Annotated in this window: 16 protein-coding genes; 5 read left to right on the top strand and 11 right to left on the bottom strand. The window is 43.4% G+C overall.

Annotated elements, in window-relative coordinates:
- Window positions 1–112 precede the first annotated feature (112 nt).
- The 7 genes from NX845_RS15925 to NX845_RS15895 form a co-directional block, all read right to left on the bottom strand.
- On the bottom strand, window positions 113–547 hold the full coding sequence (locus NX845_RS15925; RefSeq protein ID WP_065682372.1) for a hypothetical protein: 435 nt from the start codon (window positions 545–547) through the stop codon (window positions 113–115).
- A gap of 152 nt (window positions 548–699) precedes the next feature.
- On the bottom strand, window positions 700–966 hold the full coding sequence (locus tag NX845_RS15920) for a hypothetical protein (RefSeq protein WP_065682371.1): 267 nt from the start codon (window positions 964–966) through the stop codon (window positions 700–702).
- A gap of 233 nt (window positions 967–1,199) precedes the next feature.
- Complete coding sequence (locus NX845_RS15915; RefSeq protein ID WP_065682370.1) at window positions 1,200–2,984, bottom strand: ABC transporter ATP-binding protein; 1,785 nt, start codon at window positions 2,982–2,984, stop codon at window positions 1,200–1,202.
- Window positions 2,978–4,741 (bottom strand): ABC transporter ATP-binding protein, encoded by a 1,764-nt coding sequence (locus tag NX845_RS15910; protein WP_065682369.1) that lies wholly within the window; start codon window positions 4,739–4,741, stop codon window positions 2,978–2,980. Before NX845_RS15910 ends, NX845_RS15915 begins: the two co-directional genes overlap by 7 nt.
- A gap of 211 nt (window positions 4,742–4,952) precedes the next feature.
- Window positions 4,953–5,396, bottom strand: a complete 444-nt coding sequence (locus NX845_RS15905; protein WP_017094981.1) for a hypothetical protein — start codon at window positions 5,394–5,396, stop codon at window positions 4,953–4,955.
- 13 nt (window positions 5,397–5,409) lie between these two features.
- Window positions 5,410–7,515, bottom strand: coding sequence for an LruC domain-containing protein (locus NX845_RS15900; protein WP_065682368.1), 2,106 nt, complete (start codon window positions 7,513–7,515; stop codon window positions 5,410–5,412).
- 497 nt (window positions 7,516–8,012) lie between these two features.
- Window positions 8,013–8,531 carry an NUDIX hydrolase gene (locus tag NX845_RS15895; protein ID WP_017094984.1) on the bottom strand — a complete coding sequence of 173 codons (519 nt, stop codon included), beginning with the start codon at window positions 8,529–8,531 and terminating at the stop codon, window positions 8,013–8,015.
- 372 nt (window positions 8,532–8,903) lie between these two features.
- On the opposite strand from NX845_RS15895, the gene NX845_RS15890 reads away from it, so the two are divergent.
- Together NX845_RS15890 and NX845_RS15885 are read left to right on the top strand one after the other, a co-directional pair.
- Window positions 8,904–9,158: a DUF333 domain-containing protein gene (locus NX845_RS15890; RefSeq protein WP_065105399.1), complete on the top strand. Its 255-nt coding sequence runs from the start codon at window positions 8,904–8,906 to the stop codon at window positions 9,156–9,158.
- A 203-nt stretch (window positions 9,159–9,361) separates the two neighbouring features.
- Complete coding sequence (locus tag NX845_RS15885) at window positions 9,362–10,039, top strand: hypothetical protein (RefSeq protein ID WP_102455213.1); 678 nt, start codon at window positions 9,362–9,364, stop codon at window positions 10,037–10,039.
- A gap of 4 nt (window positions 10,040–10,043) precedes the next feature.
- On the opposite strand, the gene NX845_RS15880 is transcribed toward NX845_RS15885, so the two are convergent.
- The gene (locus NX845_RS15880; RefSeq protein WP_102455114.1) at window positions 10,044–10,922 is read right to left on the bottom strand and encodes a YdcF family protein; all 879 of its coding nucleotides are present in this window, start codon (window positions 10,920–10,922) and stop codon (window positions 10,044–10,046) included.
- A 311-nt stretch (window positions 10,923–11,233) separates the two neighbouring features.
- Between NX845_RS15880 and NX845_RS15875 the strand changes: the two genes are divergently transcribed.
- The 3 genes from NX845_RS15875 (at window position 11,234) to NX845_RS15865 (ending at window position 15,565) form a co-directional block, all read left to right on the top strand.
- The gene (locus NX845_RS15875) at window positions 11,234–12,604 is read left to right on the top strand and encodes an L-serine ammonia-lyase (RefSeq protein ID WP_102455112.1); all 1,371 of its coding nucleotides are present in this window, start codon (window positions 11,234–11,236) and stop codon (window positions 12,602–12,604) included.
- A 498-nt stretch (window positions 12,605–13,102) separates the two neighbouring features.
- On the top strand, window positions 13,103–14,581 hold the full coding sequence (locus NX845_RS15870) for a peptide MFS transporter (protein ID WP_017094988.1): 1,479 nt from the start codon (window positions 13,103–13,105) through the stop codon (window positions 14,579–14,581).
- A gap of 201 nt (window positions 14,582–14,782) precedes the next feature.
- A complete protein-coding gene (locus NX845_RS15865; RefSeq protein ID WP_260256982.1) occupies window positions 14,783–15,565 on the top strand; it encodes a siderophore-interacting protein in 783 nt (260 codons plus the stop codon).
- Window positions 15,566–15,680: 115 nt separating this feature from the next.
- Here the strand turns inward: NX845_RS15865 and gntR are convergent, their stop codons facing one another.
- From gntR to NX845_RS15850, 3 genes are all read right to left on the bottom strand, one after another.
- Entirely contained in the window at window positions 15,681–16,682 is a 1,002-nt protein-coding gene (gene gntR, locus NX845_RS15860; protein ID WP_017094990.1) for a gluconate operon transcriptional repressor GntR, read from the bottom strand.
- A gap of 139 nt (window positions 16,683–16,821) precedes the next feature.
- A complete protein-coding gene (gene gndA / locus NX845_RS15855; RefSeq protein ID WP_017059514.1) occupies window positions 16,822–18,330 on the bottom strand; it encodes an NADP-dependent phosphogluconate dehydrogenase in 1,509 nt (502 codons plus the stop codon).
- A 3-nt stretch (window positions 18,331–18,333) separates the two neighbouring features.
- On the bottom strand, window positions 18,334–18,831 hold the full coding sequence (locus tag NX845_RS15850) for a gluconokinase (protein ID WP_017059513.1): 498 nt from the start codon (window positions 18,829–18,831) through the stop codon (window positions 18,334–18,336).
- Window positions 18,832–18,835 lie beyond the last annotated feature (4 nt).

The raw sequence follows: 18,835 nt of genomic DNA, 5'->3' as shown, positions 1-18,835 counted from the left end.
TCAGTGATGTTCTCAGTATTCGTGGTAATCATCTGCTTTAAAAAATACAGCATGGTTTACACAAACAAAAAAGCCATAGCATGCTCGCTATGGCTTTCTTATTTCAATTTGATTACTTGGTTTGGGTATCAAGCATCACTTGCCAGTATTCACACTTGGCCAAGAACTCTTTCAAATAAAGCTCTGGGTTCGCTAGCTTCTCACCGCCTTTAACATCAGCCCCAGTCACACGCCAAAAGCCACGAGTTACCAAGTTTCGGTGATAAATAAAATCGCTGATTTCATTTGTCTTTAAAGGAAGTTGCTCACCAAATGTCTGTTCGTATAGGCTCAGCGTAGAGGCTTGCTCACTTGGCTTTTCCCTTAAAAAGGTATCCAACTCCAAGCCTAGTGGCTGCTGTTGTTCCTTTGGCAGTGCTTTAGTTAATTTAGAGATAACACTGAACAGAGCCAACTCAACTTTTTGAGACGCTAATAACGATGCACCTAAAAGCGCATGTTCATTGGAAATGTGTTGCTCTGTTGATGAAACGGTTGCTGTTGTCACTGTGTTAACCTCAAATAATCATAACGGGCGTTACTGAACTGGATAGAGTCTTTTCACTAAGCTGAATCTTATTCTTGTCATTAAGAAGAATCTTACAGTTAAGCTGAGTCTTGTAGCTAAGCAAAGTCTTACAGCTAAGCAAAGTCTTACAGCTAAGCAGAATCTTTTAGCAGAACTCGGTCAGCATCAATAATGGTGAAGCCCGATGCATCTTCATTCTTTTCGACTTGCACTAAACCTTTAAAACCAACCTGCGACAACTTCTTCGCAAGGTGATCCGGTGCTGTTTCAAAAACAACATTCATAAAAGGTAAAGACTCAGCATCAACAAAACCATGCTCGTTAAACAGTTCCATTGCTTGAGATAAATGGTCTGAGTCGGTTAATTCGATAATTTCTACAACTTCTTCCAACAACATCTTCGATTCCATATTCGCCAGAAAGTGACTGACACAAGCACTTACGTTTTGCTCGCATACATCCCGATGCCCGAAGACACCCCTTTAGTAGTAGGGAGATCATAACATATTAATAATCGAAAAATATGTTTAATTTCCCTAACCTATTGGGAATATTAGAAAACAATAGAAACTGGAGAAGCATAGACAAGACCAGTTCGTCTCATCGAAAGCAACAGCCTGATTTGAGGCAATCAAGCTACCGTAACTTGAGAATCGCCCGTTTCGACAATCGATTCCTTCAATAACCCGGCGTAAATTCCATTATGTGCGACTAGCTGTTGATGATTACCTTGCTCAACAATTTCACCCTGTTCCAATACCAGAATCGTATCCGAGTGACGAACGGTACTCAAACGGTGTGCAATCGCAATCACGGTTTTTTCCTTAAACAGACGCTGCATCGCTTTTTGGATGAGGTCTTCGGTGATTGAATCTACCGAGCTGGTCGCCTCATCAAGCATCATCAATTGACCACCCTGTGCAACCGCTCTAGCAAACGAAATAAGCTGCGTTTGCCCCACAGACAAATTGGAGCCGTTCTTTTCCAAGTGGAAGTCATAACCTTGTGGCAATTGTTCAATAAACTTATCGGCATAAACATAGCGCGCTGCTTGTTCAACCTCAGTTCTAGATAGATGCGTTTTACCCAACGCGATATTGAATTGGATTGTCTCTTCAAACAAGTGCACATCTTGCATCATCATTGAGAACAAATGAGCAGAGTCTTCGCTTGAGATCTGCGACAGCTCTATTCCATTCAACAAAATGCTGCCTTCATAGTCTTGGTAGGTTTTAGATATCAGACGCAGAATCGTCGACTTACCCGACCCCGTAGAACCGACAAGCGCGATTTGATGCCCTTTCTCCAATACAAACGAGACATTCTTTAGAACGTAGGGAGAGTCGTTTTTGTAACGGAAGCTCACGTTCTTAAACTCCAGGCTCACAAACTGTTCGAGCTGTTTCTCAACCTTGTTAGATGGCAGCAGGTTGCGCCCTTCCTCTTCAGTCGGCTCAACAAACAGCTCTTCAATATGGTCAAACGCTGCAAATGAACTCTGAATCGAAGCTATTTGGGAGGTAAAGTCTCGAATAGGTACAAACACTTTTTCTAAGGTGTTGATGAACGCAATTAGCACACCCAAGGTGAGTGCCCCTTCTATCACTTGCTCAGAGCCATACCAGATCATAATTGCGATGGTGATTGAGGTGATGCCTGAGATAAATGAGAACAAAATCGCATCGTATTTATTGATCTTCTTCTGCGCTCTTAAAAACTCATCGGTATAGCCTTGGTAGCGTTGTTCGACTTGCTCTTCCGCTCGATACATCTGAACGGTTTTCATACCAAATAGTACTTCCTGTAAAAAGCCAATACCGCGAGCGAGCGAAGAACGAGTCACCTTATACAAAGCACGAAGTCGGTTTCTCACATACACCGTCAAATACATCACTGGCGGCATAATGATCAATACAATCATCGTTAACTGCCAATCAATGAAGAACATCATCACCAACAGAGCAATGGTATTGATGCTGTCTTTAACTAGACCTACAACCGACTGAACAAATGTCTCGCCGATGGTTTCCAAATCACTGGTTAATCGTGAAAGCGTTACACCAATCGGTGTGTTATCAAAATAGCTGCGCGGCAGTTTGAGCACGCGAGCAAACAACACTGAGCGCATGTCAGTTATCGTGTATTGCCCGGTTTTACGCAGGTTGTACGAATAGGTGGTATCCACCACATAGCTCGCCACCAGCACGGCAACGAGATAGAAGACATACTCGAGCAGTCCATCCATATCCCCATGGCTCAGGTGAACATCAATCACTTGAATGATCAGCCAAGGGAACAACAAGCTCGTGATGACAGAGAGAGGAAGCATAGCGATGCCCAGAATCGCAGAGCGTTTGTATTTCTTAGCAAACTTAAAAAAGTGCTTGAGGTACTTGAGATCAACACCTTTTAACATGCTGCTGCCTCCGTTTCATTCTGCTGTAACTGCCATGTATCGTAATAGTAATCACACGTTTTCAATAACGTTGCATGGTCGCCCTTCGCGATCACCTTACCTTCGTTCAACACGATGATTTCATCCATATATTCAAGGGCATTAACACGGTGTGAAACCACAAGTACTGATTGATTTTCCAAGCGCTTAAACAAGCCTTCCAAAATCTTACGTTCTGTTTCATAGTCGACGGCCGATAGAACGTTATCCATGATGATCAGATCGGTGGGTTGTAATAAAGCACGAGCAATACTTAAACGCTGCTTCTGGCCACCAGACAACATGATCCCTTTCTCACCGACTAAGGTTTGGTCACCATGCTCAAAACGAGTAACGTCACTCGCCAACTGGCTGAGATCCAGCACTTCATCAACCTGACTCTTTGCCAAGTCAGTATCTAAGCTGCCAAAGCGGATATTGTCCTCGACGGTTGCTGAAAACAGGAAAGGGTCTTGAGTCACGGTTTTCACGTAACGGCGCAAGTCACTGCGTGAGAAGCTAGTGATATCCCTTTCGCCAAGGAAAACCGAACTTTCTGGTACATCCAAGTGATGGTTCAAGCAGTTCACTAATGTCGTTTTACCCGCTCCGATTCCACCTAGCACACCCACTTTCTTACCGGCAGGAATATCAAAGCTGATGTCATCAAGAATCACACGCTCTTCACCCGAATAGCTGAAGCTGAGGTTGCGAACGGAAAACGTTTTTCCCCTTAGCGATTCAACATCTAACTCCGTGAGCTTATCTTCATCAAGCTCGGGAACTTTGGCATTAAGAATAGTCTGTGCACTCTGAATACCTACCATGCCACGCTGATAAATGGTCGCGATTCTACCGAGTTGCATCAATGGCATAGCGAGTAAAACAGAATAAGTCAGGAAAGCGGTTATTTCGCCCAAAGTAAGCTCTTGCCGCATTAGCATAAAGCCACCAAGTCCCAGAATGATGATTTTCATCAGGTCATTGGCGTAGTCGAGTACCGGCATAAAGAAGACTTGAATACGTGTAATTTTAAGGCGGCACTCAAGCAATAACTGGTTAAGATTTTCAGTTTCGGCTTTCACCCAAGGTGACATCTGTTGGCTCTTAATCAAATCAATCCCAGACAGGTAACTCATTAGCTGAGCAGACAAGTTTTGTAGACGTTTCATGTGCTCTAAATGCAGTGTTTTCATACGCTTGAAGCCCACACGGAAAATCACAAAAGCGATTGAGATAGGAATAATCGAGTACAGTGTGAGTTCTGGTGAGATACGCCACATGTAAAGAGGTGTCAACGACAACGCAAGCAACGCATTGAAGAACTGCAAGAAGCCGACACCAAACAGCAGTCGGATACCACTAAGGTCGTTATTGATAATTGAGATCAATCGACCTGAAGCAAAACGTTCATGAAAGCTGCTTGGTAAGCGATTCAGCTTTTGTAGAAGTGTACTTTTGAGCGCTGCTTCTGTAATTCGCCCCGGATTAAGCGCATAGATACGAGACAGAATTCTCACCACCACCATGGCGACAGACATGCCGACTACAATCCAAACATAGCTTTGCAGCTGCTGATGGCCAGTTGAAGAAGCATCATCAATCAGATCTATCGCCAATTGGATATAGCGTGGTATTTCAACTTGAAGCCAATTTACGAGAAAAATGAAAACTATCGCCAACAAATAAGAAGTGCGATTCATACGCAAATAGTGGGCAATAAACTGTCTTTTATTCATGGAATTCTTTCTTTGAGGACGGGTTCGCGGCTGTACCATGGATTCATCGGGAGCTTGGTACATTCTCAGGTTTAAAGGTACACCAAAAAGACATAGTTGACAATATCAACCAAATTTATATTTTAATCGTTCCGTTGTTTTTCAAAGCTACAAAAAGAAAATTTGCCGCCAAAATGGCGGCAAATATTTTAGGTTTGTTAAATGATGAGATTTAAAGGACGACGTCTACCTGCCCATTGTTGATGTCCACTAAACGCTTTACTTCACTTCCCATTGCTGATGGATACCATACTTCTACCCAAACCTTATCAACATGATTTGGAAGAAGCAGTGTTGTTGAAAAATCAATATCCTCATTGATCGGCGTTCTCAACACTTGTGAGGTGTAATCGACAACATCTCCATTAAAATCAGTGTAGATGCTCATAAAGCCTCGGGAGCTCTGCGAACTTCCGACATCTACATTGACAACAACCTCTCTTTCAGTAGAGAAATCAAAACCTTCCGGAACTACTAACTCTATCGATTTCTGTGCTTGTTGTGCCGCAGAAGAGCTTGGAGCTGAAGCACTACTGCTACCACCACCTCCCCCGCCACCACAAGCTGAAAGGAAGACAAGAGACACGCTACTCAGCATTAGTTTGATTGTTTTCATAAATCCTCCTTGATTAGTCTTCTGTTGACCAAGTTTTGTCTGAAGTCGGGTTTTGGTACCAGGTTGGTTTCGCTGAACCTCCTGAGGTCGCCCATTCGGCAAAATCAGGATATGCCTCACTGATATCAATGTACTCTGCTGGGTGATTCCAAGGAGATGATATTAATATTCCCCAAGGCATATTTTGCGTAGTTCGATAATACTTATTGCTCGACGGGTCAGAGTCATCCTGCGCAATTCCGTAGAAGTCACTGACTAACGTACCGCGAGTTGTCGGTGGGAAATCGGCTGTATGAATCTCTAAGTCTTTACCCGGAGAACTAGTGAAGCTATCACCATGATACTGACCTTCACCCGGCCCAAAGATGAATGGGTCAAAACCACTCAATGGCATCAATGAACTCACAGTCGGCTCGCTTCCAGAAGCAAACGGTAGTGAAATACTAAACGTCATATTATCTGCTTCCAGCGACATGCTACAAGATGGGTTAGTACGGTGGAACATACACTCGGCATTAATGGGCAGATCGTTTCTTAAATTTAGAGATGCAACAACGACAACGTCTCCTCCTGGCGATGCAACCGCTTTGTCCTCACCAGTAAATGGTGAAATATTAACGCGAGTCGCCCCATTTTTTTGTACTCGAGCAGTTTGCAGATCAACATCTGACTCATCGAATCCATTGAGCTTCCAACCTAAACCATTGCCGTAAGAAGCTCCATAAGCCATGACAGTGCCAGTAATATCCATTCGAAGAACGGCATCGTCTTTACTTAAGATGGTGGTTCGGTAGTAAACAACGACATCATTTAAGTCAAAGTCGCCCACTTCTGGCCAATTATCTTCAAAGGCCGCAGTGTAGTAATTAGAGTGTTGGATCGTGGTCCCTGGGTCGGTTACATTGAAAACGTAATCCTCAACCTCCCCATCACCGACATAGCCATCGCTAGGAATGTTTGGGCTACTAGCCAAGCGGAATCGAGTTTGTACAGTACCAACGACTGCACCGTCGCCGACACGAATAGGAACAACTTGGCTTCCATCGACAACAGAATGATTTTTCAGTATTTGCTCGTCATCATCGAAAACACCATTCATGTCCCAGTCAGCCCAAGCCTGTAGGTAGCCGCTACCGACTACGTTGACATTGATTAAGCTGTCTAATCCAATTTCTAGATTGGACAACAAGGTAATTCCATCGTCGTCGTTCCCGCCAATATCCAAGTCGTCGCCATTGGATGCTGCACCAGGTTGTCCGCCGGTATCAGCATCAATGCTAGCCCCTAAATAAAGCGTTGACGAAATCGCATGTTCAGCACCATTACTCGCTTGTAACGTGCCGTAACTATCAGGCGCATCACCAAAATCAGATTCGTCTGAGCTTTCGATGGGAGTTGTAAAACCGGATAACTCCCAGTTACCATCAAATGCAGAGAATATAGGGTTCGGTCCAGTACTCGTGGTAACCGTTTCAAACTGAAGTGTGACGATAGAAGTGTTTTTGTAGGTGAATTTAACCGCCCCTGAAGTGTCTGTTTCAGAGTAGTTTGTACCAGGACCCGTGAATAAGACTGAAGTCCCATCGGTACTCTCTTCTGCCGTCAAACTTGCACTCGCACTACCAAGTTGATAGCTGAAAAAACCTTCACTTTTAAAGACTCGTACTTGTTCAGACTGTGAGGGTTCTCCATCGATGTCATAACCAATCATGTCAAACTCAGGAATAGTATAAGGTACTGAGAAGGTTCCGGAGAGACCATCCGTACCATCATAAAATTCAAAGGTATAGATTAAGCCTGCCGATCCCGCAGAATTAGTTTGGTAAAGAAAACCAATATCTCCTGAAGGCTGCGTTGCGCCAACTTTGTAGTTGGGAGCATGAAACAAAAATGTCGCATCACCAAACACATTACTAGACACTTTGGCATCTATTGTTTTTCCATCATGTGTTCCGACATTCAGAAAATGCATTGACACCCCATCGTACGTCGGTCCCGCCCAGCTGCTACTCCCATTAGTTGGCTCTATATGGTTTGAAAAGTCCAAATCCACCGTCGTTGCATAAATAGGGACACTGACTACTGCCGTCATAAGATAAATAACTTGCTTGTATTTCATAGTAAACCTCGACTTCTTCTTCGCATGAGCGATTTCCTTGAAAAGTGTGTGAACTCTGAACGACGGTTAAACAAAAGTTTTCCACATCCCAAACTCGTAACTAAGCAAAAGTAGTGGTTTGTTATTTTGGTGTCGATAAAGCGAGCTGCTTAGTCAATGAAGCAAGAGGAAGGCCAAGTTTTCAATTAAGCAAAGCATGAACTTAAGATAATGAAATTAAAGGTAATTTTATTTATTTTCATTTTAAATCTAGAGCTCGTTCTCGATATATTCAAAATAAGAATCAAATTGCTTAAGTGTTACGTCAATTTAAAAACCACCGACTTTAACTACGATTTATACCTATATAGGAAAGTCAAAAGACGAGCACTACATCCACTTCAAACAAAGTGGTTGATGTCAGATACAAAAACCGCCTAAAAGCACAGGACTCTTAGGCGGTTAATAATTAGCAAGTTTAAAAAATAGAAGCTTGATAAGGAAAAAGTTATTGCTGCTTACAGCATCTCTTTGGCAATCAAATGCAGTAAGAAGGTTTCACGCTCAATACTCATGCCCTTTTTCGGGCTCTCGGCCATGGTCTTTTCATTATGGGCAATCGCTTCATGGATATTCATCCACACTGGTTTCATCCCATTTTTCACTTCATAATCTTCGTAAGCCGTTTCACCAAGCTCACGATCGATCTTGCATGAGTAGCAGTAAGAGATCATGTGCATCATATCTGCGTCGTCTTTATACCAAGGACGAAACTCTTCAAAAATACCGAACGGCTTGATGCTATGAATGTTCTTTGCACCGGTTTCTTCTTCGAGTTCACGAACCATACCAGCAATCACATCTTCACCTTCATCCAAACCACCACCAGGAATGGTGTAATCGTGATAACGCTCGGTGTACAGCATCAGAATGTTTTCACCGTCTAAGACAATTGCACGGGCAGCGTTACGCTTGTATACGGTTTTATTGTCTAGGTGATCGATATCAGGGTGGATGGTAGTTTTTAGGTGTCTCATGATTCTGACTGCTCAACTGAATTTGGGCGGCATCATATCATAATAGAGAATAGATTCGAGGCTAAGAACAAGTGACACAACATCAAACACCACGCTCATTAACCCAGTTTATGCATTGCCCTGAAAGAGTCAGTTTCGCTTCAAAACCCTAAGTTCTCCGTATACTGATCTCGCAATACCATGGCCTCTCTTAGCTTGATCTAACACTCAAAAAGCAGCTAAACATGAAGAAATATCAACCTATTTCAATATCTTGACTAAATTAGGACAACCTTTTCTGAAATCTAAAATATACTAATTTCATAGAGCTTCTCATTTGGTTCTGTAGAACTTAACGCATTCGATTATAGAGTTATCACGTAGGAGATAAACATGAAGAAAATTGGTTTGATGGCTGTATTTGCCGTTGTATTAGGCGGTTGTGCAAACGACTATGCAGAATATAGCGAAGGCCAACGTGTTTCAGTCGCTAACCCAGCTGCGGTTTATTGTGTTCAACAAGATGGCGAATTAGATACGGTGACTGAAAACAATCAACGTACCACTTACTGTGTATTCGATGACGGTGAGCGTATCGAGCAATGGGAATATTACCGTAACAACCATGAGCAAAAAACGGAAGAATAACCCCTACTGGCTTCCTCTCACTTCAACGCTCACACCACTTAACAACCCCGAAAGATCTGTAAACTGCCTGCCATTACGGCAGCGGTTTACCGTACACAAGCACTAATTGTACAGTGTTTTATTTTTGACATTTCCCTGACATTTGAACAAGCGTAATAAATAGAATGCAAGTCTGTTACAAATATTTACAAGTAGTGTTGATTATGAAAGTACAAACAAAATCGAAAGAACAAAATCATATGTCATTTGAGATACCAGAGTTCAATCTATCTCAATCGACCTCTGAGGTAATCTACAAACGCTGTCAAACAGCACTGGTGGTTTTAGCGATTGGTATAATAGTCAACCTTGCAATCCGCATTGATTTCGTTTTCTTGAATGGAAAAATCGGTGAAAATTCAGTCACTGAAATGCTACAGCAATTTCTTTTGATCGTCTCCTCTGGTGCATTTGCTTACCTCGCTAAAAAGCGTCCTGAGGTAAAGCACGCCGCTATGTTAATCAGCGCGTTTTTTGCCGTAATGTTCATCCGAGAACTAGACCATTGGTTTGACATGATTACTCACGGTGCTTGGGTATATCCCGCAATTCTCACAGCCGGGAGTGCAATTTTTTATGCACTTAAAAATGGTAAACAAACTATCGAACAACTGGCGCTTATTTTAGCTTCACCGCACATGAACCTTCTGGTTACTGGTGTAATGCTTCTGCTTGTTTTCTCTCGTTTATTTGGCATGGGAAGTTTTTGGCATGGCGTAATGGGCGAACATTACATAAGAAATGTAAAGACTATCGCAGAAGAAGGCACTGAACTTTTGGCTTACTGCCTGATTGCGTTTGCGAGCTTAAAGACCGTTATTGGCATCACGAGAAAAAAATAAACATCTATCGCCACCAGCGATGTGTGTGATCCGATTCCGGGTCTAAACAACGATTCAATAAAGTCAGGTTAATATCAAGTAATGCTAGGTACTCCCTGACTTTTTTTATGTCGGTACCCACTGAAGTCTGCTGGATACAGCGCTCCAATACTGGGAGTAAGCTGTCGACGATGTCAAAATGAGGTGCCCCCTCTACTAACGCCTTTACAGCTATCAGTGACTCCAACGACAGTCTTTCAGGCTCCCCCCTAACTAACTCCAAATCTCGCTTGAATGTTCCCGCAGAAACACCTTCAAGATAAACTCGATAGGTTGTCAGCACATCCATCCACAGAAACAATTGCCCTTGAGTATTTTGATGAGGATATGGAACCGCAACATGAGCTTCTAGCTGAGGATCGATTTGTAGTTCCACCCCAAGTGCAGAGCACTTCTCGACCAAAACCTTAAGCAAGCCTTGTTCGTCCATTAGTGATTGGATCTCGAAAATACGTTGTAAATGGTAGTCATTCGAAACGAACGTCACCTTCACACTCTGCCCACGGGTAAACAGTCCACTTTCAATCATCTCTGAAGCTAAGTTCTGAATGTTCTCAACCGTATTTGTCGAGTTCTGCTCAAGCAAAATCGCCCCCAAGGAAAACGGATATTCTCGCTGGCTTTCCAGAATTCGAAAATACTGGTGCATTGCATCCGCTTCAGAGGTGGTTTGACCTTTTGTCACCCCACCACAAAATGCAACACCCGTTTTCTGAATAGACTCTTCTGCCAAATGCCCCGCCAGATACTCCACTAAAGCATCAACTCGACTGATGCCTTCATCAGTCAATTTATTCCCATTAAGTCGCTTACCTAGCACAATAAGGAGGTGATTAATGCTCATTTTATGTTCAAGTCTCGTTTTAGTGATTAGATGGAGTGAATTATGTATACAATAGTTCTTAACAAAAGTATTTTTAAATTCCTAAATGTAGCTCGCAATAATGCTCACTATTGATAGCAACATCTTAAGGTACACAAGAATCAACGTGCAGCTATATAAAGCAAAAATAGCACGGTCTTGTATTTCATCGAACTACACGCTTGTTAACATTAATCTCATTGAAAGAATACGCTCACTCAAAGAAGTGAGGTTAACAAAAGATATACTTTAACCAGAGTTCGTTCATCGAACCGTCTTCACAGGAAGTTACTATGCTGTCTATTTTTGATATCTACAAAATTGGGGTTGGCCCGTCCAGCTCCCACACAAATGGACCAATGATCGCTGGGTTTAACTTTACCCAAAAAATTGATGCTCAGCTTAAGCAAGTGAAGCGTATTCAAATCGACTTATATGGCTCGTTATCATTGACGGGTATTGGTCACCACACAGACAGAGCAACTTTGTTAGGTTTGCTCGGTAACCGCCCCGACACTATTAAGATTACCAGTGCTAACCAAGCAATGCGTAAAGCGATTGAAGATAAATCTCTACTGGTTAGCGGTAACCATGAAATTCACTTCGATGTAGAAAGCGATTTACTCTTCCATAAAACTAATCTTCCGCTTCATGAAAATGGCATGACCATCTCTGCCTTTGACGCAAGCGGTAGTCTTCTAGATATGGAAACGTACTACTCGATTGGTGGTGGCTTTATCGCAACCGCTGATGAGCTACAAAACGGCAAGCAAGAAGCAGAAACACAAGTCGAGTTCCCTTTTACTTCTGCCGACCAATTGCTTGAATTGTCAGAACAACAAGGGCTTAGCCTTGGTGGCTTAATCCTGCGCAATGAAGTGTCTTTTCAAGGCATGGACGTGATTGACCAAAAAGCTGACCAAATTTGGAAGGTGATGTCTCTGTGCATGCAGCGTGGCTTTGACACCGAAGGTATTCTTGATGGCGGTTTAGAAGTGACGCGTCGAGCGCCTGCTCTTTTGAAAAAGTTGGAAGCGAATGCTTCGATTGAAAATGATCCAATGGAGATCATGGATTGGATTAACCTGTTTGCCTTTGCTGTAAGCGAAGAAAACGCAGCGGGTGGCCAAGTGGTAACATCTCCAACGAATGGTGCGGCTGGCGTTATTCCTGCGGTATTAATGTACTACCACCGTTTCATTAAAGAGCTCGACACCAAACAGCTGAAAGACTTCTTGGCAGTCTCTGGCGCTATCGGCATCCTATACAAAACCAATGCTTCAATTTCTGGAGCAGAAGTAGGTTGTCAGGGTGAGGTCGGCGTATCTTCATCAATGGCTGCTGCTGGCTTAACGGCTTTGCGCGGTGGCAGCAACGAGCAAATCTGTATCGCAGCTGAAATCGCAATGGAGCACTCTCTCGGCATGACATGCGATCCGATCGGCGGGCTTGTTCAGGTGCCATGTATCGAACGTAACGCCATGGGGGCAATGAAAGCCATCAACGCATCACGTATGGCTCTAAAACGCACCAGCAAGTGTCTTATCTCGTTAGACAAGGTTATCGCAACCATGTACCAAACAGGTAAAGACATGAACAAGAAATACCGTGAAACGTCTTTAGGTGGTTTAGCGGTGATCCACATGGCGCCACCGTGTGAATAGTTAGATGCGGTGACCAATTAGATGCGGTGACCAGTTAAATGCGGTGACTAGTCGAGATACCGAGAATAGTTGAAACGCAATACATCGTTGACACGCACGACGAGAAATCGCCTCACTCAGAACCGTTATTGTAAACTTAGTTTTCGATATACAAACAAAAGCCAGCCACCAAGCTGGCTTTTTTATTGGCTAAAATCCAACAGCCAATTGAAAGTGATACTCACTTGAACATTTTACAAGATGACCAATGTTAACTTTTCCTTTATCCGTTCATTACTTAGCCACAAATGAAGGTAGTTAAATTTCTCACAGTTATGCATCCATTATCAAAATCTAACATTGCAAATTTCATTCATGAGAAATATCAATGCACTCATAAGAAAAGGTATATCGAGTAAAGTTCTGTTTGGGATGCATGTTTCATTTTATGTATTGCTAGTGATGGTATTATAATTAGGTTATTACACTACATCTTAATACTAATGTGAGAATAAAATAATGTGGAATAGATTAAACAAATCAATGATGTTCTGCCAAATGATGTTTGGACTTTCGTTCTATGGCGTCATGGTGATCTTGACTCGTTTCTTCCTTGAAGATCTTAACTACAATGAAGCCGACACAATGATGGTTGTTGGTGCTTTCTCAGCAATCGGACCGCTATTTGCTATTGCAGGTGGCTTCATCGCCGACAAATTTTTAGGCGCATACCGATCGTTGACCATTGCCTTTCTAGGGTTCGCTAGTGGTTATGCTCTACTGGTACTCGGTGCCGCGGCGACCAATGTTCCAATGGCATTATGTGGTATTGCTTTAGCGAGTTATGCGCGTGGTTTGATGTCCCCTTCTTACCCAAGTCTTTACAAACGCACGTTCAAAACTCAGGAAGATTTCGAAAACTGCTACCCTATCAACTACTCAGTCAACAATATTGGTGCGCTTTTAGGCCAGTACTTGTTCCCGATGCTAGTGCTTGTTGTTGGTTTCCACGGTGGCTTCCTTCTTTCAGCTGCTCTAGCAGGTGCCGCACTTCTGATGATGCTCTTTGTTCGCAAAGGCCTTGTTGAAGCAAGTGCTGAAATCGACCAAAAACCAGTAAGCACTAAACACTGGGCTGCATTCCTTGGCCTTTCTGCTGCAATGATTGGTTTGGTATTCTTCATGTTTTCTAACATGGATATCGGCCAGAACATCGTGTACGCAATTGGTGGTGCAGCGATCATCTACTTTGTCTCTTTGATGATGAAATCGAAGAAGTCAGATATGCTGAAAATGGGCACGATCTTAATCATCACATTCCTCACGACATGTTTCTTCGTGTACTACGGTCAAATGATGACATCGATGACAATGGTTGCAATCAATACAATGCGTGGCGATCTATTCGGTTTCATCCCTGTAGCCCCTGAAGCGTCGATGGCAATGAACCCACTTTGGTGTATGGTTGCAGGCCCTATCATTACGGGCATCTTCTCTAAACTAGAAAAGAAAAACATTCATTTCTCTACCGCAACCAAAGTAGGTTTCTCTTTCATTCTGACTGCGATCGCTTTCGGTATCTTAACGATGGCAGTAACAACCGTTGGTGAAGATATTCTGATTCGCCCTGAAGTGTTCTTAGCAATCCACTTCTTCCTAGCATTTGGTGAGGTTATTGTTGGTTCTATGGTTGTAGCATTCATCCTGTCTGTTGCACCTAAGCACATCGAGAACTTCTCAGTAAGCTTATTCTCTGTCGCAATCGCACTATCAGGCATTGTTGGTGCTGTATTCTCAACGTCTATTGCACTTGAGAAAGGCCAAGAGATCACACAAGAAATCGTTCAAACGGTTTACGGTGATTACTTCCAACTATTAACTATCCTAGCGGTAGTAATGGTTGGTATCGCAATGGCAGCATCGTTCATTATTCGTAAGATGCTAGAAGCAGCGAAAGCCGCTGAAGAAACTATCGAACTAGAGCAAGCAAACAGCTAATTCTGCTCACGTTAAACAGTTCCAATACACCAAGCCCTTTAGTTTTCTAAAGGGCTTTTTTTGTCGATATTTTTGTTTCTATTGATATCGGGTTCAAGTTACGTTGCGCTTGTGTAAATAAAAGTAAATGATAATTATTAGTATTGAGTGTTTTCTTGTTCAGGATTATGATGTGGAAATCAAAATCTAAGAGAGCCTTATATGAGCAAGCCTAGCCCTATCACATTAACCGTTACTCAAACCTCAACCATTACACCGAATATGCAGCGTATAACGCTTAGCGGTGAAGGATTAAGTAAGTACCCAACCGAATGTGCCGGCGGCTACATCAAGCTTTTGTTCTCGCCACTCGGCACCACAGATTTAAGTCACCTGAACGAAGGTGAGCGCCCAACCATGCGCACTTACACCATTCGTCAGTACAACCCTGTCGAAAAATGGATTGAGGTTGATTTCGTACGCCACATCACCACAGATCTGCAATGTGGCTTTGCTGCAAGATGGGCAATGAACGCAGAAGTAGGTGACACGGTTTCAGTGGCAGGCCCTGGATTAATTCAAGGGCTGAATCTAGAATCGGATTGGTTCTTCTTGGTGGCAGATATGACTTCGCTACCTGCGCTCTCTGCCAAAGTAAAAACGCTTCCGGAACACGCAGCAGGCCACGCTGTCATTCAGATCAATTCAGCAGCAGACAAGCAAACACTTGAAGTACCTCAAGGTATAAAAGTCACTTGGTTAATTGAAGATGAAACTGAAGAAACACTTTCACAAACAGTTCGCAACACAGAATGGTTAGAAGGGCAGGTTTCAGTATGGACGGCGTGTGAATTTGAGAGCATGCGCGAACTAAGACAGTACTTCCGCAACGATAAAGAAGTCGCGAAAGAAAATATCTACATCAGCAGCTACTGGAAACGTGGCGTCACTGAGGATGGCCACAAAGTATTGAAGCAACAAGATGCTCAAGCTTTAGTGGGTTAAGCCTGTTACTACATACATCTTTTTGCTAGATAAATAGAAAACGCCCTTAGCGAAATTCATCTCGTTAAGGGCGTTTAAGTTTGAATCCGATGAAAATCAAAGTCGAAGTGTAAGATTAAATACTCTCCCCCACTTCAATCTCATAACCAAGATCTAGCTTCGCGACCCATTCATTGTTGCCTTGCAAACGCGCTACAACTTGCTGTGCTGCGACTTTACCGATCTGCTCCCTAGGTGTTACTACAGTCGCTAAACGCGGCGTCATCGCCACGGTGATGTCGTGTCCGTGGAAACCTGCAATCGCCATCTGCTCTGGTACCTGAATACCACGTCGTACACACTCGTAAAAAGCACCAATGGCCAAATCATCGTTAGTACAGAAAATGCCATTCACTTCAGGGTGTTTCTCAAGTAACTCACCAATCAGTTTTGCACCAAGAGTAAACGAGGAAGCGTCTTCCGTTTGCAGCGTTACTGGCGTTTTGTCGGCTTCTTGCATCGCATGTTCATAACCGGCCATTTTTAAGCGCGTACGTTCATCCATACGAGCCGCTAAGTAAGCAATATTGGTTCGCCCCCGGTCGAGCATGGTTTTGGTCATTGCTCTTGCCGCTTCGAAGTTATCAAAGCCAACCGCTTGTTCAATACGGGGAGACACCGAATCCATAATTTCAATCACTGGGATAGAAACAGTCTGCAGCATTTTACGCGCTCTATCAGTGTGAACGTTTTCTGAAAGGATAATCGCGTCAACGTTGTAAGAAAGCAGCGAAGCGATGCTCTGCTCTTCCAGTTCTGCGCTATAGCCATAGTGAGCAATCATGGTTTGGTAACCCGCAGGCGCGGTGACTTGCTCAATACCACGAATAACTTCAGCAAAAACTTGGTTAGTTAATGAGGGGACCAAAACACCAATCGCATTGCTTTTTGCGTTGGAAAGAATGTCTGGTGCGCGGTTAGGGATATAACCTAGCTCGTCTACTGCAGCGCTGATCTTATCTCGCAGTGCTTCTGATACTTGAGAAGAGTCTCTCAGGCAGCGACTGACGGTCATTTTGGTGACACCAACTAAGTTGGCAACATCTTGTAATGTTGGACGTTTTTTCTTATTCGACATAATTAGTAATTATTATTTTTGAGTTATGTTACTGGTAACAGTGTATCCGACTGACGTGGAATTTGAAGCCTAATTTAGTAAAATGTTGATACAGCGTCAAAATTACAAACGCCCTCTTGTTGAGGGCGTTATTGATTGTTTAAGCGTTTACTTTTACTTCAGTTCTTGGGGACTGACTCCAAGTGACATGGAATTTTTCAGCTTCCTCTCTATCGACTCGCGAATAGGTATGAGAACCAAAATAGTCACGTTGCGCTTGCAATAGATTCGCTGGTAACACTTCACAGCGCAGAGAATCAAAGTAGCTTAATGCAGAACTGATCCCCGGCATCGGCACACCATACAAAGCGGAGTTAGCAACGGCGATACGCCAAGCAAGCTCACGCTCTTCCACTTGTTTGATGAAAACCTCGTCAAACAACAGATTCGCCAGCTCACCATTTTGTTGATAAGCCGATGTGATACCTTGTAAGAATGCTGCACGAATAATACAACCTGCTCGCCAGATCTTAGCTATTTGGGTGAAATCGAGATTCCAACCCTCTTTGTCTGACGCTGTCTTTAATAAATCAAAGCCTTGTGCATAAACAGACAACTTGGCGCAATATAGGGCATCGTGAAGTTCAGAAATAACCTCTGTTTTATCCAACTGACTCGCATCGGCAACATTGCCTTTTAGCAGTTTGCTCCCTTGAATACGTTGTGATTTTTGACCGCTCATCGCACGTGCATAAACCGCCTGTGCAATGGTTGGAGTTGGGCAGCCTTCCTGAAGGCTGTTAACTGCTGTCCATAAGCCTGTGCCTTTTTGGCCAGCCTTATCAAGCACAACATCAACAAATGGTTTACCCGTAGCCAAATCTTCTTGTTGAAGAATGTCGGCACTGATTTCCATTAAGTAGCTATTAAGTACACCGTTGTTCCACTGTTCGAAAACTTGGCCAATCTCTTGAGCTGGCATTTCAAGTACATCACGCATGAACTGATACACTTCGCAGATGAGCTGCATGTCGGCATATTCAATACCGTTGTGTACCATTTTCACATAGTGCCCTGTACCAGAAGGACCAACATAGGCAGCGCATGCTTCACCCGCTTCAAACTGAGCAACCGGTAGCCCATTAGCATCCACTTTTGCAGCAATCGCTTCCCACATCGGTTTCACATATTGCCAAGCCGATTGGTCACCACTCGCCATAAGCGCCGGGCCAACACGAGCCCCTTCTTCACCACCAGATACAGCAGTGCTGAAGAAACGAAGCTTGCCTTTATAGTTAGCTTCGCGGGCTTCTGTGTCAGTCCATAAACTGTTGCCTGTATCGATAACAATATCGTCGCTCTCTAAACCGGCTTCTAGCAAATTACTCACTACGATATCGACAGGCTTTCCTGCAGGAACCGACAAAGCGATTACACGCGGCTTCGCGAGCCCTTGCAGCACATGCTCAAGGCTAGCCCCTTGTGTGAACTTACCTTTACCAGTAAACGATTCATTAAGCAGCTTTGCTTCTGAACTGGCGCGATCAATGTTGTCTGTATTCAAGTCAAAGCCAGCAACGTTAAAGCCGTTATCCAGTAGGTTGAGTGCTAGGCTTTTGCCCATCACTCCTAAACCAATCATCGCGATGTCGTTTTTTAACTGAGTCATGGTTTAGCCTATCTGCTTAATTTGTTTGAGTGCACTTTCTACTACCTGTTCGACATCTTGTGAGATATCAACAAACAACGCATCGGCTTCATTCGGTTCAACCAAGGTTGCGAACTGGCTTTTCAACATTTCTTGACCATTGAAGTAATGGTTCTCGCGCGCTTTGTGGCGGTTCCAAATGGTGTCGAAGCTACCTTGTAGGTACACGATAACTAAACCTTCATTGTTCTTCCGTAGAATGTCGCGATATTGAGGTTTCAATGCAGAACATGCAATCACAGCACTTGGCTGCTCAATGTATTGCTTGTTGAGTGTTTCTAGCCATCCTTGACGATCTTCGTCAGTCAGCGGAATACCTTGACGCATTTTTTCTACATTGCTTTGCGGATGGAAGTCATCGCCATCAAAGAATTGAAGCTCTAAAGCCTGTGCGATACGGCTACCAATTAGGCTTTTTCCGCATCCAGATACGCCCATCACGAGTATTTTTTTGCTTTTCATAAGG

The organism is Vibrio sp. NC2 (assembly GCF_025195005.1).
Lineage (GTDB): Bacteria > Pseudomonadota > Gammaproteobacteria > Enterobacterales > Vibrionaceae > Vibrio > Vibrio splendidus.
This window is presented reverse-complemented; position numbering and strand designations above follow the sequence as displayed.

Bases quoted from the DNA above. Each gene is read 5' to 3' on its own strand.
- NX845_RS15920 (WP_065682371.1), bottom strand. From the start codon at position 966: ATGTTGTTGGAAGAAGTTGTAGAAATTATCGAATTAACCGACTCAGAC.
- NX845_RS15915 (WP_065682370.1), bottom strand. From the start codon at position 2,984: ATGTTAAAAGGTGTTGATCTCAAGTACCTCAAGCACTTTTTTAAGTTT.
- NX845_RS15910 (WP_065682369.1), bottom strand. From the start codon at position 4,741: ATGAATAAAAGACAGTTTATTGCCCACTATTTGCGTATGAATCGCACT.
- NX845_RS15905 (WP_017094981.1), bottom strand. From the start codon at position 5,396: ATGAAAACAATCAAACTAATGCTGAGTAGCGTGTCTCTTGTCTTCCTT.
- NX845_RS15900 (WP_065682368.1), bottom strand. From the start codon at position 7,515: ATGAAATACAAGCAAGTTATTTATCTTATGACGGCAGTAGTCAGTGTC.
- NX845_RS15895 (WP_017094984.1), bottom strand. From the start codon at position 8,531: ATGAGACACCTAAAAACTACCATCCACCCTGATATCGATCACCTAGAC.
- NX845_RS15890 (WP_065105399.1), top strand. From the start codon at position 8,904: ATGAAGAAAATTGGTTTGATGGCTGTATTTGCCGTTGTATTAGGCGGT.
- NX845_RS15885 (WP_102455213.1), top strand. From the start codon at position 9,362: ATGAAAGTACAAACAAAATCGAAAGAACAAAATCATATGTCATTTGAG.
- NX845_RS15880 (WP_102455114.1), bottom strand. From the start codon at position 10,922: ATGAGCATTAATCACCTCCTTATTGTGCTAGGTAAGCGACTTAATGGG.
- NX845_RS15875 (WP_102455112.1), top strand. From the start codon at position 11,234: ATGCTGTCTATTTTTGATATCTACAAAATTGGGGTTGGCCCGTCCAGC.
- NX845_RS15870 (WP_017094988.1), top strand. From the start codon at position 13,103: ATGTGGAATAGATTAAACAAATCAATGATGTTCTGCCAAATGATGTTT.
- NX845_RS15865 (WP_260256982.1), top strand. From the start codon at position 14,783: ATGAGCAAGCCTAGCCCTATCACATTAACCGTTACTCAAACCTCAACC.
- gntR (WP_017094990.1), bottom strand. From the start codon at position 16,682: ATGTCGAATAAGAAAAAACGTCCAACATTACAAGATGTTGCCAACTTA.
- gndA (WP_017059514.1), bottom strand. From the start codon at position 18,330: ATGACTCAGTTAAAAAACGACATCGCGATGATTGGTTTAGGAGTGATG.
- NX845_RS15850 (WP_017059513.1), bottom strand. From the start codon at position 18,831: ATGAAAAGCAAAAAAATACTCGTGATGGGCGTATCTGGATGCGGAAAA.